17 protein-coding genes are annotated in these 14,618 nt (G+C 66.4%); 4 read left to right on the forward strand and 13 right to left on the reverse strand.

Annotated elements, in window-relative coordinates; translation table 11 throughout:
• Window positions 1-105 precede the first annotated feature (105 nt).
• Genes WKF39_RS14220 through mshA form a run of 4 tightly spaced genes read right to left on the reverse strand, consistent with a single transcriptional unit; the run spans window position 106 to window position 3,287 of the window.
• Complete coding sequence (locus tag WKF39_RS14220) at window positions 106-849, reverse strand: phosphoglyceromutase (protein WP_340389536.1); 744 nt, start codon at window positions 847-849, stop codon at window positions 106-108.
• A gap of 34 nt (window positions 850-883) precedes the next feature.
• Window positions 884-1,549 carry a DsbA family oxidoreductase gene (locus WKF39_RS14225; RefSeq protein WP_340389538.1) on the reverse strand — a complete coding sequence of 222 codons (666 nt, stop codon included), beginning with the start codon at window positions 1,547-1,549 and terminating at the stop codon, window positions 884-886.
• Complete coding sequence (locus WKF39_RS14230) at window positions 1,546-2,025, reverse strand: YbjN domain-containing protein (RefSeq protein ID WP_340389540.1); 480 nt, start codon at window positions 2,023-2,025, stop codon at window positions 1,546-1,548. Before WKF39_RS14230 ends, WKF39_RS14225 begins: the two co-directional genes overlap by 4 nt.
• Complete coding sequence (mshA, locus tag WKF39_RS14235) at window positions 2,022-3,287, reverse strand: D-inositol-3-phosphate glycosyltransferase (RefSeq protein WP_340389543.1); 1,266 nt, start codon at window positions 3,285-3,287, stop codon at window positions 2,022-2,024. The genes WKF39_RS14230 and mshA overlap by 4 nt, the downstream gene beginning before the upstream one ends.
• A 79-nt stretch (window positions 3,288-3,366) precedes the next feature.
• On the opposite strand from mshA, the gene WKF39_RS14240 reads away from it, so the two are divergent.
• Window positions 3,367-4,104, forward strand: coding sequence for an SDR family NAD(P)-dependent oxidoreductase (locus tag WKF39_RS14240; protein ID WP_340389545.1), 738 nt, complete (start codon window positions 3,367-3,369; stop codon window positions 4,102-4,104).
• Between the two features lie 63 nt (window positions 4,105-4,167).
• Here the strand turns inward: WKF39_RS14240 and WKF39_RS14245 are convergent, their stop codons facing one another.
• Together WKF39_RS14245 and WKF39_RS14250 are read right to left on the reverse strand one after the other, a co-directional pair.
• Window positions 4,168-5,784 carry a DHA2 family efflux MFS transporter permease subunit gene (locus WKF39_RS14245; protein ID WP_340389547.1) on the reverse strand — a complete coding sequence of 539 codons (1,617 nt, stop codon included), beginning with the start codon at window positions 5,782-5,784 and terminating at the stop codon, window positions 4,168-4,170.
• Window positions 5,781-6,251 carry a MarR family transcriptional regulator gene (locus WKF39_RS14250; protein ID WP_340389549.1) on the reverse strand — a complete coding sequence of 157 codons (471 nt, stop codon included), beginning with the start codon at window positions 6,249-6,251 and terminating at the stop codon, window positions 5,781-5,783. The genes WKF39_RS14245 and WKF39_RS14250 overlap by 4 nt, the downstream gene beginning before the upstream one ends.
• Window positions 6,252-6,411: 160 nt before the next feature.
• Between WKF39_RS14250 and typA the strand changes: the two genes are divergently transcribed.
• Window positions 6,412-8,283, forward strand: coding sequence for a translational GTPase TypA (gene typA, locus WKF39_RS14255; RefSeq protein ID WP_340389551.1), 1,872 nt, complete (start codon window positions 6,412-6,414; stop codon window positions 8,281-8,283).
• 83 nt (window positions 8,284-8,366) lie between these two features.
• Here the strand turns inward: typA and WKF39_RS14260 are convergent, their stop codons facing one another.
• A complete protein-coding gene (locus tag WKF39_RS14260) occupies window positions 8,367-8,867 on the reverse strand; it encodes a hypothetical protein (protein ID WP_340389553.1) in 501 nt (166 codons plus the stop codon).
• Between WKF39_RS14260 and WKF39_RS14265 the strand changes: the two genes are divergently transcribed.
• Window positions 8,868-9,302 (forward strand): hypothetical protein, encoded by a 435-nt coding sequence (locus tag WKF39_RS14265; protein WP_340389555.1) that lies wholly within the window; start codon window positions 8,868-8,870, stop codon window positions 9,300-9,302.
• Window positions 9,303-9,489: 187 nt separating this feature from the next.
• On the opposite strand, the gene WKF39_RS14270 is transcribed toward WKF39_RS14265, so the two are convergent.
• The gene (locus WKF39_RS14270) at window positions 9,490-10,113 is read right to left on the reverse strand and encodes an alpha-ketoglutarate-dependent dioxygenase AlkB (RefSeq protein WP_340389557.1); all 624 of its coding nucleotides are present in this window, start codon (window positions 10,111-10,113) and stop codon (window positions 9,490-9,492) included.
• 73 nt (window positions 10,114-10,186) lie between these two features.
• On the opposite strand from WKF39_RS14270, the gene WKF39_RS14275 reads away from it, so the two are divergent.
• Window positions 10,187-10,486 (forward strand): hypothetical protein, encoded by a 300-nt coding sequence (locus tag WKF39_RS14275; protein ID WP_340389559.1) that lies wholly within the window; start codon window positions 10,187-10,189, stop codon window positions 10,484-10,486.
• A 27-nt stretch (window positions 10,487-10,513) separates the two neighbouring features.
• On the opposite strand, the gene WKF39_RS14280 is transcribed toward WKF39_RS14275, so the two are convergent.
• The 5 genes from WKF39_RS14280 to WKF39_RS14300 form a co-directional block, all read right to left on the reverse strand.
• Window positions 10,514-12,157 (reverse strand): BCCT family transporter, encoded by a 1,644-nt coding sequence (locus WKF39_RS14280; protein WP_340389560.1) that lies wholly within the window; start codon window positions 12,155-12,157, stop codon window positions 10,514-10,516.
• 74 nt (window positions 12,158-12,231) lie between these two features.
• The gene (locus WKF39_RS14285) at window positions 12,232-12,498 is read right to left on the reverse strand and encodes a DUF2516 family protein (RefSeq protein ID WP_340389562.1); all 267 of its coding nucleotides are present in this window, start codon (window positions 12,496-12,498) and stop codon (window positions 12,232-12,234) included.
• A gap of 68 nt (window positions 12,499-12,566) precedes the next feature.
• Window positions 12,567-13,184 carry a hypothetical protein gene (locus WKF39_RS14290; RefSeq protein WP_340389564.1) on the reverse strand — a complete coding sequence of 206 codons (618 nt, stop codon included), beginning with the start codon at window positions 13,182-13,184 and terminating at the stop codon, window positions 12,567-12,569.
• The gene (locus WKF39_RS14295; protein WP_340389566.1) at window positions 13,181-13,594 is read right to left on the reverse strand and encodes a helix-turn-helix domain-containing protein; all 414 of its coding nucleotides are present in this window, start codon (window positions 13,592-13,594) and stop codon (window positions 13,181-13,183) included. The genes WKF39_RS14290 and WKF39_RS14295 overlap by 4 nt, the downstream gene beginning before the upstream one ends.
• A 76-nt stretch (window positions 13,595-13,670) precedes the next feature.
• Complete coding sequence (locus tag WKF39_RS14300; RefSeq protein WP_340389568.1) at window positions 13,671-14,600, reverse strand: asparaginase; 930 nt, start codon at window positions 14,598-14,600, stop codon at window positions 13,671-13,673.
• Window positions 14,601-14,618: the final 18 nt, after the last annotated feature.

The following is a 14,618-nucleotide window of genomic DNA, read 5'->3' on the forward strand; positions in this document are numbered from 1 at the left end:
GAGGCGAAAGCCACGTGACTCGGCGTCGTAACGCTCCAAGGTCAGCCCACCGGGTTTCGACGCCGGCCGCGGGCGGCTCCTACTCAACCAACGCGACGCGGGGAATTAGCGACCCTGGTTGGCCACGGCGGCGATCGCGGCTGCTGCTGCATCGGCGTCGAGGTACTGACCACCCTCGACCGTCGGCCTGAGGTCGTCATCGAGCTCGTAGACCAGCGGGATGCCGGTCGGGATGTTCAGCCCGACGACGGCCTCCTCGGACAGCCCGTCGAGGTGCTTGACGAGCGCACGCAGCGAGTTGCCGTGTGCCGTCACCAGCACGACACGACCATCAAGCAGGTCCGGGACGATCGAGTCATACCAGTAGGGGAGCATCCGGTCGAGCACATTGGCGAGCGCCTCGGTGCGCGGCAGGAGCTCGTCAGGCAGGGAGGCATAGCGCACATCGGATGCCTGGCTGAACTCCGAGTCATCGTCCAGCGGCGGCGGCGGGGTGTCATAGGAACGGCGCCACCGCATGAACTGCTCCTCGCCGAACTCCTCGAGCGTGGCCTTCTTGTCCTTGCCCTGCAGGGCACCGTAGTGGCGCTCGTTGAGCCGCCACGACCGGCGTACGGGGATCCAGTGGCGATCGATGCCGTCGAGGACGATCTCCGCGGTGCGGATCGCCCGACGCAGCAGCGAGGTGTGCAGCACGTCGGGCGCGAGACCCGCGTCCGCCAGCAGCTCGGCGCCCCTCGCCGCCTCGGCCAGACCCTGCTCGTTGAGGTCGACGTCGACCCAGCCCGTGAAGAGGTTCTTGGCGTTCCACTCGCTGTGACCGTGGCGCAGAAGGATCAAGGTGCTCATGACGACGAGCCTATGGGGTCACGATCGCACGGGGTCAACCGGCGGGAGGCGGGGCGGCCTTCCATTCGGCATAGGTGTGGTTGAGGGCCTGCACGTAGTCGTTCTGTGAGTGGATGCCCGCAAGCGTCCATCGCTGCTCGACCACGACATAGGGGAGCTGCGTGATACCCAACGACTCCCCGGTCGAGACCTGGGCCCGGACCTCGTCGGCATACTCGGCGCTGGCCAGGAGCGCTTCGGCAGTCTCGAGCTCGAGGCCCACCAGGGCCGCCCGCGTGGCCAGCGTGAACGGATCGCCGATGTCGGCACCCTCCAGGAAGTGCGCCCGCCACAGCTGATGGGCCAGGTCGCGCTGGAACCCAGGACCGGCCTCGTCGGCCCAGGTCAGCAACCGCCACGCGTCGAAGGAGTTGGCCTGCACCGCGTCGTCGAAGTTGAGGTCGATGCCGGTGATCCTTGCCGCCGCGGTGACCTGGACGTTGACGAACTCGGCCTTGTCGAGACCACCCAGCTCATCGGCGGCGGCGTCCATCAACAGCCGCCCCTCGCTCGGAGCATCGGGGTCGATCTGGAAGGCGCGCAGGGTCAGCTCGACCGGCTCACCGGTGAGGATCGAGAACATCGCCGCGGCACGCTCGAACCGGGTCGCCCCGATGTATGCCCACGGGTCCGTGACGTCGGCGAAGACAGTCGCCTTCACGGCTTGAGGTGCTTGAACGCATCGAGGTTGCGGGTGGACTCACCCCGGGACTCCCGCCACTGCCATTCCTTGCGGATCGAGGACGCGAAGCCCAGCTCGAGGATCGTGTTGAACGACTCGTCGGCATACGTCAACACCGCGCCGAGGACCCGGTCGACCTCATCCGCGGTCACGGCGGGCAGCGGCAGCCGTCCGTCGAGATAGATGTCGCCGGCCGAGTCGACCGCGAACGCGACGCCGAACATCTTGAGGTTGCGCTCCAGCAGCCAGCGATAGACCGTTTCGTGGTTCTCGTCAGGGTTGCGGCACACGAAGGCGTGGATGCCGAGCGAGTGCTTGCCGATCTCGAGCCGGCACGCGGTCTGCAGCTTGCGCTCCCCCGGCAGCGTGACCTCGAACGAGCCGGGGCGGTGCTCGGTGAAGTCCAGCTCCGCAGCCTCCAGGGCCGCCACGATCGTCGTCCTTGCATCAGTCATGCCTGCTGCTCCCCCTGGCTTTCGCGGTGCGACTCGATCGCCTCCTCGTAGACCCTCAGCGTACGTTCGGCCGTCACGTCCCACCCGAAGCTCTCCGCATGCCGGACCGCCTTGTCGCCCATCGCGTCACGCAGCTCCGGATCAGTCAGCAACGGGTGCAGCGCGGCGGCGTAGTCGGCCGGGTCGTGGCCGTCGACCAGGACACCGGTGACGCCGTCGGACACTGCGGTTGAGAGACCGCCCACCCGGGCGGCGACGACCGGTGTGCCGCAGGCCTGCGCCTCGATCGCCACCAGTCCGAAGGACTCGTTGTGGGACGGCACGCACACGACCGACGCTGCGGCATACCAGTCGGCCAGCACCGCCTGGCTCACGGTGGGGACCAGGCGGACCACGCCTCGGATGCCGAGCTCTTCGCTGAGATCCGCGAGGAAGGTCGGCTGGTCGAGGCCGGCCCCGGATGCTCCACCGACGATCGCAACGACGAGTCGCCCGCGCAGGGTCGGGTCACGGTCGAGCAGCTGGGCGGCGGCCTTGAGCACGACATCGGGCGCCTTGAGCGGCTGGATGCGCCCGGCGAACATCAGGACGGCGGCATCGTCGGGCACTCCGAGGGTCGCACGCGCCTGCGCCTGCCGACCTGAGCGGAAGACCTCGAGGTCGACACCGGGGTGCACCACGGCGACCCGCTCGGGCTCGGCGTCATACATCTCGATGAGCTCGCGACGCTCCTCCGCGGTGTTGGCGATCAACCGGTCGGCATAACGGACGATCTCCTCCTCGCCGTAGATGCGACCGATCGGCTCGGCCGAGTCGCCCTCTGCCAGCATCGCGTTCTTGACCTTGGCCATGGTGTGCATCGTGTGGACCAGGGGGACGTTCCACCGCTCACGGGCGACGGTGCCGACCTGGCCGGACAGCCAGTAGTGCGAGTGGACGAGGTCGAAGTGGCCGGGTTCCCGCTCGACCTCGGCACGCAGCACGTCGCGCACGAACGAGCAGAGCTGAGAGGGCAGGTCATTCTTCTGCAGGCCTTCGAACGGTCCGGCCGCCACGTGGTGCACCCGTATGCCGGGCTCGGCGTCGACCGTCTGGGGCTGGTGACGCGACGTCGCGCGGGTGAAGATCTCGACCTCGATCCCGCGGGAGGCGAGCTGGCGGGAGAGCTCGAGCACATAGACATTCATGCCGCCCGCATCGCCATCGCCCGGCTGTTCGAGCGGCGAGGTGTGCGCCGAGAGCATCGCGATTCGCTTGAGCATCGATCAGCCCGCCTTTCGCCTCCATCGTCTCACCCGAGGCCCAGCCTGCACCTGCGCGGGCGTCTGGCACGATGTCGCCATGCTCACCGCTGTCGTCACCGGAGCCAGCAGCGGCATCGGCGCTGCCACCGCTCGCGCCCTCGCCCGGGCCGGCTTCCACGTCTTCTGTGTCGCACGGCGCACCGATCGCATCCAGGCGCTGGCCGGCGAGATCGGTGGCTCCGCCATTACGTGCGACGTCACGGACGAGACCCAGGTCGCGGCCCTGGCCGATGCGGTCGGGCCGTCGCTGGACCTGCTGCTCAACAACGCCGGTGGCGCGGTCGGCACCGACCCGGTCGCCGCGAGCAGCGCCGACGACTGGCGCCAGATGTACGAAGTCAATGTCATCGGCACGCTGCTCGTGACCCGCGCCCTGCTGCCTGCACTCGTCGCCAGCGGAGCCGGCACGCTGATCAACCTCGGCTCGACCGCCGGCCGCACCGCATACGAGGGTGGCGGCGGCTACACCGCGGCCAAGCATGGTGTGGCGGTCATGACCGAGACGCTGCGGCTCGAGCTCAACGGCCAGCCCGTACGGGTCACCGAGATCGCCCCCGGCATGGTACAGACTGACGAGTTCTCCTTGAAGAGGTTCGGCGGCGACCAGGCCAAGGCCGACGCGATCTATGCCGGGGTGCGCAATCCACTGGTTGCCGAGGACATCGCCGACGCCATCGTCTGGGTCGCCACTCGGCCGCAGCACGTCAACGTCGGCCTCATGGTGCTCAAGCCGGTCGCCCAGGCCGCCCAGCACAAGGTGCACCGCGAGACCTGACTCCAGTCCAACGTACGAAGGCCCCGCCGGATCCCGGCGGGGCCTTCGTACGTCAGAGGTGCGTCAGTGCATCATGACCGGCGGCGTGCCAGCTGCGTCGTCGTCCTCGAGCAGGCGCGACTTCTCGCGCTTGCGCGGCAGGAAGGCAACGGGCACGAGGGTCGCGACCAGCACAAAGAAGGCGACCCAGTAGGACGATGCGAACGCATCGGCCAGATCCTGGAAGCCCTGCGCCACCACCGAGGCAGGAACGTTCAGCGCGTCGACGAGCCCTGCGCCCCGATCGGTGTTCGACCCCGCAGCCAGCTGCGCGGCCGTGAGGCCACCCTCGACTCCCGGAAGCTTCTCGGAGCCAGCGAGGACGTCGCCGCTCTTCATGGCGTTGGTCAGGACGACCGAGATCGTCGCGATGCCGGTGGCGCTGGCCACCTGCTGCGTCACGTTGAGCAGCGTGGACCCACGGGCGACGTCAGCCGCCTTGAGGGTCTTGAGCGCCGAGGTGAACAGTGGCATCATCGTCGCGCCCATGCCTAGGCCGGTCACGAACAGCCAGCCCATGATGGTCCAGTCGGACGTGCCCGGGTCGGTGCTCTGTGCGAGCCCGAAGACACCGACGATGATGCCGAGGAAGCCGAACGGCACGATGCGGCCGACCGGCATCTTGTCGGTGAGCGCACCGGCGATCGGCATCGTCAACATGGCGCCGATGCCCTGTGCTGCGATGAGCAGACCGGCCTTCTTGACCGAGTAGCCGTCGACCTGCTGGAAGTAGGTCGGCACCAGCAGCAGCGCGCCGAAGAACGCCGCGGCGAACAGGAACATCGTGATGATCGACACCGTGAGGTTGCGGTCCTTGAACAGTCGAAGGTCGAGCAGGGGATGCTTCGGCTTGAACGACCAGAACACGAACGAGACGATCAGGATGACTCCGATGATCATGGGCAGGAGGACCTTCGTGGCGGCCACCGTGCCCTCTTCCGGAATCGACGACACGCCGTAGAGCAGCGTGGCGAGGCCCGGCGACAGCAGGACCATGCCGACCACGTCGAGCGACTCGCTCGGCTCCGGGGCGTCCTTGGGCAGGACGCGCTGGGCGTAGATCAAACCGCCGATGCCAATTGGCAGGTTGATGAGGAACACCCAGTGCCACGATGCGGCGTCGATGAGGACACCACCGAGGATCGGACCCATGATCGGGCCGAGCAGCATCGGGATGCCGAGGATCGCCATCAGGCGGCCCATGCGGTGCGGGCCCGCGGCCTTGGTCATGATCGTCATGCCGAGCGGCATCAACATGCCGCCACCCAGGCCCTGGAGCACGCGGAAGCTGATGAGCGCCTCGATGTTCCACGCCGTCGCGCACAGCAGCGAACCGATCGTGAACAGCGCGATCGCAGTCAGGTAGAGGCGCTTGGTACCGAATCGGTCAGCGGCCCAGCCGGTGAGCGGGATGACCGCCGCGAGCGCGAGCATGTAGGCCGTCGCGGTCCAGGCGACGGTCGAGTAGGCGAGCGGCTCACCATCGTTGGCAAGCTCGGTCTGGAACGTCGGCAGCGCGACGTTGACGACTGTGACGTCGAGGATCGACATGATCGCGCCGATCACGACGACACCGGCGATCTTGAGGAGATCCGGGGTGATCTTGTCGCTGTCGTCGATCTGTCCGGTGGGGGAGGTCATAGGCAGTTCTCCTGATGTGTGTGCCGGCGCAGGGTGTCGCCGGCGAGGATGTCGCTGAGCGCGCGATGCAGGTTGTCGCGCTGGTCTTCGGGCAGTGTTGCCGTGAAGGCCTTGATCGACTCACGCTTGGAGTCGATGTGTTGCAGGCTGAGCTTTTCTCCGGCCGGGGTCAGTGAGACGAGCTTGACCCGACGGTCCTCGGCGCTCTCACGCCGCTCGACGACGTCGAGCTTGAGGAGCTGGTCGACATTGCGCCCGGTTGCCGCATCCGACAGTCCCAGCGCCGTGGCGATCGTGTGGATCGGCATCGGCTCGCCCCGCTTGGCCAGCAGGAACAGCATGCGGGCCTGTGAGAACGAGAGGTCGAGCTCGATCAACGCGTCCATGCCATCAGCCTCGGCGAGATTCATCAGACGCATCACGAAGTCCTCGAGTGCGGCATAGAGCTCGTCCGCTGAAGTGGCCATTCCTAAATCATAACTGTTACGCAACCTTTGATCAAATGAAATCTTTGTGAACGACTTGCTACTTCCGTGTGACCACGATTCGTCTCGGAGCGGTCAGCACCCGTAGAATGTCAAGGCTCCGTGATCTGTGAGCATTCCCCACGCTGAGGACAATTTTCGTATGCCCATCCGCTCTGACCTGCGCAACGTCGCAATCGTCGCCCACGTCGACCACGGCAAGACCACGCTGGTCGACGCCATGCTGCAGCAGCAGGGCAACTACGACGAGCACCATCAGCTCGCCGAGCGGGCCATGGACTCCGGCGACCTCGAGCGCGAGAAGGGCATCACGATCCTCGCCAAGAACACCGCGGTGCGCTACAACGGCCCCGGCGCCCCCGACGGCGGTGTGACGATCAACATCATCGACACCCCCGGCCACGCCGACTTCGGTGGCGAGGTCGAGCGAGGCCTGTCGATGGTCGATGCGGTCGTGCTACTCGTCGACGCCTCAGAAGGACCCCTCCCCCAGACCCGGTTCGTGCTGCGCAAGGCCCTCGCCGCCAAGATGCCCGTCGTGCTCGTCGTCAACAAGGTCGACCGCCCGGATGCGCGCATAGGTGAGGTCGTCGACGAGACATACGAGCTGTTCCTCGATCTGCTCGACGATCAGGCCGACCAGGGCGCGCTCGACTTCCCGGTCGTCTTCGCCTCGGCCCGCGCCGGCCGCGCCTCGCTCACGCAGCCCGAAGACGGGGGCATGCCGGACAGCGACAACCTCATCCCCTTGTTCCAGACGATCATGGATGCCGTCCCCGCACCCGAGTACACCGAAGGTGCGCCGCTGCAGGCGCACGTCACCAACCTCGACGCTTCGCCGTTCCTCGGCCGCCTCGCGCTGGTCCGCGTGTTCGAAGGCACCCTCAAGAAGGGCGCTCAGGTCGCGTGGATGAAGCACGACGGCACGGTCGAAAAGGTCAAGATCACCGAGCTGCTCGTGACCAAGGAGCTCGAACGCGTCCCCGGTGAGAGCGCAGGACCCGGAGACATCGTCGCGATCGCGGGAATCCCGGAGATCACGATCGGTGAGACACTCGCCGACGCCGAGAACCCCGTCGCGCTGCCGCTCATCACGGTCGACCAGCCCGCCATCTCCATGACGATCGGCACCAACACCTCCCCGCTCGCCGGCCGCGAGAAGGGCACCAAGGTCACGGCGCGCCTGGTCAAGGACCGCCTGGACCGTGAGCTCATCGGCAACGTGTCGATCAAGGTCCTCGAGACCGCCCGTCCCGACGCCTGGGAGGTGCAGGGCCGCGGCGAGCTCGCCCTGGCGATCCTCGTCGAGCAGATGCGCCGCGAGGGATATGAGCTCACGGTGGGCAAGCCGCAGGTCGTCACCCAGGAGATCGACGGCAAGCTGCACGAGCCGATGGAACGCCTCACGATCGACGCCCCCGAGGAATACCTCGGCACGATCACCCAGCTGCTGGCCGTACGCCGTGGCCGCATGGAGCAGATGATCAACCACGGCACCGGCTGGGTACGCATGGAGTTCATCGTGCCGGCACGCGGTCTGATCGGGTTCCGCACCGAGTTCCTCACCGACACCCGCGGCACCGGCATCGCGCACCAGACGTTCGAGAAGTACGAGCCGTGGGCCGGTGAGATCTCGACCCGCCCCTCCGGCTCGCTCGTGTCCGACCGCGCCGGGGCTGCGACGTCTTACGCCATGACCAACATCCAGGAGCGCGGCACGCTGTTCATCGAGCCCGCGACCGAGGTCTATGAGGGCATGATCGTCGGCGAGAACTCGCGCGCGGACGACATGGACATCAACATCGTCCGGGAGAAGAAGCAGACCAACGTCCGCTCCAACGCCGATGAGTTCGAAAAGCTCGTGCCGCCGCGCAAGCTGTCGCTCGAGCAGTCGCTGGAGTTCTGCCGCGAGGACGAGTGCGTCGAGGTCACTCCCGCCAACGTCCGAATCCGCAAGATCATCCTCGACGGGACCCAGCGCAACCGAGCCAACCGCTCCAACGCCAAGAAGTAACCCCCCCCCCTCAGCGGTGACTTAGCGACCTATCGCCTAGCCCAGCGGTGAGTCAGCGACCTATAACGAGTTCGGAAGGGTCGCTAGCTCACCGCCCGCAGGTTTGACCGCGCAGCGATGGGTTCGAACAACGAACGCCACCTCGCCCCGAATATGGGAGCCGCACCGGCGTAGCCACGATCCACCAGCATGTGGTGGACCCTCAGCACCAGGGCGCGGGGCTGTTGAAGCATCTCGTTCGTGATCTGCAGATATGCGACGTTCTCGTCCCGGAACCCGGCATACCGGGCGATGTCGATGCCAAACTGTTGGGGCGTCTCGGCGTGCTGGCGACCTTCGTACTCGAGCACCAGCATCCACAACCGGAACAGCAGATCGACGCAGCCGAGCCTACGACCGTTGACGACCAGCTCGGCGTTGACCTCGGGCGACGGCAGCCCTGAGAACACCACGATCGCCCGTGACTCTGACTCCTTCAACGAGCGTGCCGCGCCATCGAGATGGGGTAGGACCCGGCGTACGTGACGCGCCCCCGGCCGCCAGTGGTCTCGCCGGGCGAGCTCAGCCACCTCAAGGACTGACATGTGGCGATGGTGCAGCAACCAGTCCCCCACCTTGATCGCATCGATCATTCGCGCGTCAGCGCAGTACTGAATGAAGGCCGAGGCCGGTGTCACACCGACGTCATCAAGCGGCGGCAAAACCTCCGTCCGGTGCAGGAAGATGTCATCAAGGTCGATATGCAGGTCGCCGCTGACGGTGAAATGGAACGGGCGGTGCGAACCGACATCGAGCCCCAAGGTCTGAATCCGACTGACGTGGCTGATCTGGGCTCGCTCTGGCATCGCCAGCGCAGCGGCCGCGATCCAATCGAACTGGCCCATGGCGTGATCGGCATGCACCCACACGCGCGGGAAGAGTCGGCGCCAGCTCCTGCCACGCAGCTGGCGCTCGGAGACCCCGAAGAGTCGAGCCTCGCGGACATGAAACGGGTTGTGCCGCAAAGCAGCGGGAACTGAGGGTATCGGCGGCATGTGCTCATTCGACTCCTCCGTCGTGTGCGACGAGCTCACTGCGCTGCGGTCTGTGGAGGGCGACGGCGCTGCGTGGCCCTGTGGAACGGTGACCTGGCGACCTTTCAAAGCATGTGAAAGGTCGCCAGCTCACCGCCCGCTCTGCCGATAGGTCGCTGACTCACCGCCCGGGTTAGAGGACGTTCGTGGGGCGGAACTGGATGCTGATGCGCGGTCCGACGGGTTTGGCGGTCTTGAGGATCGCGTGATCCCACGTACGTTGGCAGGTCCCGCCCATCACGACGAGGTCGCCGTGGCCGAGGGACAAGCCGATCTGGTCGCCGCCGCCGCGCGGTCGCAGCGACAGCCGACGGGCGGCGCCGAGGGAGACGATCGCGACCATCGTGTCCGCCGAGCGGCCACGCCCGATCCGATCACCATGCCACGCGACGCTGTCGCGGCCGTCGCGGTAATAGCAGAGCCCGGCCGTCGCGAAGCGCTCGCCGAGCTCGACCGAGTAGTGGTCGCTCAATCTCTCCTGAGCCGCGGTCAGCAATGGATCTGGCAGGGGCGCGCCGACACCGTAGTGGCACAACAGGCGGGGCACATCGACCACGCGGTCGTACATCTCGCGGTTCTCGGCCCGCCACGGAACTTCAGCCTGCAGCCGGAGGAAGAGCTCATCGGACCCCGTCACCCAGCCGGACAGGACGTCGACCCACGCTCCGCGGGTCAACACCGTCCGACTGGCCGCCAGGGGTCCCAGGCCAGCCGCCTGACCCGCATCGAGCAGCGACCCCTGGAAGTAGTCCTCCATCCGCCGATCATACGTCAGATCGAACGTCTGTTCTAGTCAGCGCAGGCACCCGCGGTCCGTTAACGTCCACCCCATGACTGAGACCGCGTGGGACCGGCTGCTCGACCTGGTCGACCACCTCGCCGACAACCCCCACCTGCCCGTTGCTGCAGAAGGTGAGCGCACCTTTGCGGCGCTGTGCACCCAGGCCATCGCCGATGGCTCGGTCGATCGCGAGCTGCACGCCGATGATACCGCGAGGTGGCTGGCCGGCCTGGTGATCGCCTACCGGGCGGTGCGCGAGGCACATCCGGACGTGCCGTCAGACGATGATCTCGGCATGCTGCGCGTCATCATCACCCGGTGGCTGCACCCCGCCCGCCCTGGCCGCTGACCGCACGGGCCCGGCCGACGCCGAGGACTAGCGCGAGTCTCCCGAGGTCGGCTCGACGACGAGAACGAACTCGCCGTCGTGCTCCTCGACACCGGTCACGACGGCCTCCTCGACGAGCTCGGCCCCTCTGCGATGGCGGACGATCATCGGGTCGGTCTGCAGGTCCTTGTAGAGGGAGACACACAAGGCAGCCATGACCAGCACGAACGGCACCGCGGCGACGATCGTGATCTGCTGCAGTCCGGTGAGCGCATCGTCACCGCCTATCACGAGCATGATCGCTGCGACTCCGCCCATGACGGTGCCCCAGAAGATGACCGTCCGCTTGGATGGTTCGAGTGAGCCCTTCTCGCTGAGGGTGCCCATCACGATCGAGGCCGCGTCGGCACCGGACACGAAGAAGATGCCGACCAGGACCATGACCAGCACAGTTGACACCGAGGCCAGCGGCAGATGGTCGAGTGTCGCGAACAGCGCCGAGTCGGTGTCGACCGCACCGGCCTTGCCGACGAGGTCGCCGGTCTTGCGCTGGATGTCGATCGCCGTTCCACCGAAGATCGCGAACCACACAAGGCTCACGAGCGAGGGCACGATCAGGACGCCCGTGACGAACTGTCGGATCGTACGACCCCGGCTGATGCGGGCGATGAACATGCCGACGAAGGGCGTCCACGAGACCCACCACGCCCAGTAGAAGATCGTCCATCCAGCGAGCCATTCCTCCATCGCGGCGTCGCCGCTGGCGGCCGTCCTCGATGCCATGCTGCTCATCTGCGTGGCGTAGTCGCCGAGGGCGGTCGGCAGCAGGTTGAGGATCAGGAGCGTCGGTCCAGCGACGAAGACGAACAGGGCCAGCACCAGGGCCAACACCATGTTGACGTTGGACAACCACTGGATGCCTTTGGCGACACCCGAGACAGCCGACGCGATGAACGCGATCGTGAGCAGGACGATGACTGCCACGAGCGTGACCTCGCCGACGCTGTCGACCCAGCCGTTGAACTCGATGCCGCTGCCGATCTGCAGGGCACCGAGGCCCAGCGACGCCGCCGAGCCGAACAGCGTTGCGAAGATCGCGAGGATGTCGATGATTCGGCCGATCGGACCCTCTGCTCGTGCGCCGATCAGCGGCCGGAACGCCGAGGAGATGAGCTGGGAGCGGCCTTTGCGGAACGTGCCGTAGGCGATCGCGATGCCGACGACGGCATATATCGCCCACGGGTGGAGCGCCCAGTGGAACATCGTGGTCGCCATCGCGGTCTGCAGCGCTTCCTCGGACTCGGCCTTGGCCGTGCCCGGGGGTGGGGTCGCGAAGTGCGAGAGCGGCTCGGCGACGCCCCAGAACATCAGGCCGATCCCCATGCCTGCGCTGAACATCATGGCGATCCACGAGACCGTACGGAACTCGGGCTCCTCGCCATCCTTTCCGAGCGGGATTCGCCCGTACTTGCTCGCGGCGAGCCAGATCACGAAGATCACGAAGAATGTCGAGCTCAGGACGAAGAACCAACCTGTGTTGGTGATGACCCAGTCCTGCGCGGTCGACGAGGCGTTGCCGAGGCTGGGAGTGCTCACGAGGCCCCAGATCACGAAGCCGATGGCAATCACGCCGGTCGCCGAGAAGACGATCGGGTCGATGCGGTCACGCCAGGATGTTGTGTGTTGTTCCATGCGAATTCCCCGAACGATAGGTGTGCGGTGCAACCTTCCAACCGTACGCGAGTCGGCTGGCGCGAGGCCAATCGCTAGCGGGAGACCGAGCCGCGCACCTGAGCCAGATAGACCAACGCTGCGACCGTGCCGATCAGGTTGAGGATTCCGAGCGGCGCCCACCAGAACACGTGGGCCAGAACGGCGAGCACGAGGATGATGAGCCAGGTCTGCTTGGGGAGCGTCTCGATGTAGGTGAACTGGGCCGATGGCCGGGCGACGCAGTCGACCAACGCGAAACCCTTGGCTGCGAAGAGCGCGATGGATAGGACGATCATCACGCCGCTCTCGATCTCGAACATGATCGAAGGTTATCGGGCAGCCGAAGAGGCGGGTCCCGGACGGGACCCGCCTCTGTCGGCGAGAAGGATCAGGCCTTCTTGGCCGGGGCCTTCTTGGCAGCAGTCGTCTTGGCCGCCGACGTCTTCTTGGCAGCAGTCGTCTTGGCCGCCGACGTCTTCTTGGCAGCAGTCGTCTTGGCCGCCGACGTCTTCTTGGCAGCGGTCGTCTTGGCCGGCGCCTTCTTGGCAGCAGGCGCCTTCTTGGCGGACGTCTTCTTGGCCGCCGGGGCCTTCTTGGCCGGCTCAGGCGTCTTCTTGACGGTCGTGTCGACCTTCTCGGCAGCCTTGCGGGCCGTCGTCGGAGCCTTCGAGGTCACCTTGGTGACCTGGGTCTTGGCGTCCGTGACGAGCTGCTCGGCACGCTTCTGCGCATCGTCGGCGAAGCCCTTGGCCGTCTTGGTGACGTCGTCGACGCTGTTGTCGACACTCTTGCGCAGATCATCGACCTTGAGGCTCTTGGCCTTGGCGAGGAGCTCCTCACCCTTCTTGACGAAGTCGGTGTACGCGACGCTGGCGGTGCCGACTGCGGTCTGCGTGAGGTCCTGGGCCTGCTTTTGCAGGTCGACCTTCCTGAGCGTCTCGAGAAGTCCCTCGACGTCCTCGACGATGGACTTCACCTGGGCGTTGATGGTGTCTGTGATGGTCATTCGTTTTCCTCCTGATTGGCTTCGGTCACTGTTGCGGCCAGCTCGGTGTCCGATGCTTCGTCAGTGCCGACGAAGGAGCGATAGATATCGAGCAGCGCAGTCTTCTGACGCTCGGTGAGGCGCAGGTCGAGAGCGATGGCGTCCTCGACCATGCGCGCTCCGCTCTCGTCAGCATCAAGGATGCCGGCGCGAACGTAGAGCGACTCGGCGGAGATCCTCAACGCTTTGGCGATCTGCTGCAGGACCTCTGCCGAAGGTCGGCGCAGACCGCGCTCGATCTGGCTGAGATACGGATTGGACACGTCCGTGAGCTCGGCCAGCTGTCGAAGCGACATCTGTGCCTGACCCCGCTGCTCACGCAGATATTCGCCGAGTCCTTCGACGGTCTTCTGCATGCTCAACTTGGCCATGACCTCAGTCTGCTTGCAAAAGTTAGCAAATGCAAGCAGACCTGCTTGCGACCTGAATCACACGCATCGTTGCAGGTCAGAAGGTCGTGCGTATCTCTCCGACCTGCTTGCCGCCGCCCAGGATGATGGGCCTCTCACGCAGCACGGGGTGGTTGAGACCAGCCAGCTCGAGCATCCGACCCATGACGGCATAAACAGGACGCTCCGCGCCGTCCTCGATCTTGACCGCGAACGCCGAGCCGTCTGGCGACCCCACGATGTAGACGCTTTCGGCACCCCACTTCGCGACCAGGCCCGGAAAGGCCTGCATCAGCGCGCGCTCGGGGCGCCGGCTCCCGCTGACGTACGCGGGATGGGCTGTCATGGCGTCCACGAGCCGCGCGCCCTGGGAGCCGGGCGGCGACTGGACGATCCGTCCGACCGCGCGGGCGAGCTGCCGCAGCGAGGTCGCCAACAGCGGAGCCCCGCACCCGTCGATGCCGATGACCGACGGCGGTCCGTCGGTCAGCTCAGCGAATGTCTCGGTGATGACCTGCTGGAGCGGGTGCGCAAATTCGAGGTAGGAGTCGGTCGGCCAGTCATTCGCAACGCAGGTCAGCAGCATCGCCGCGTGCTTGCCGGAGCAGTCCATGCAGATCGGCGCGGGTACGCCGCCGGCCCGCAGGTAGTCGTTGTGCACATCAGGGTCCAGCGGGTACGACGGCGGGGTCTGCAGCGCCGACTCGTCAAGGCCGGCCAATGTCAGGATCTCGCGGATCCCCTCGAGGTGGAACGCTTCGGCAGTGTGACTGGCCGAGGCGAGTGCCAGCAGGCGCCCGTCGAGCGGCAGCCCGGCGCGCAACATTCCGAGCGCCTGGATCGGCTTGTTGGACGAGCGAGGGAACACGACGGTTCCCGGATCACCGATCGACCAGGTCACCTCCCCGGCCGGATCCACCCCCACGGCGACACCCCGATGACGACTCTCCACGAGCCCCGAACGCACGATCTCGGCAAGAACATCCACGCGCCCTAGTATGACCGG

The organism is Aeromicrobium sp. (assembly GCF_037719875.1).
Classification (GTDB): Bacteria; Actinomycetota; Actinomycetes; order Propionibacteriales; family Nocardioidaceae; genus Aeromicrobium.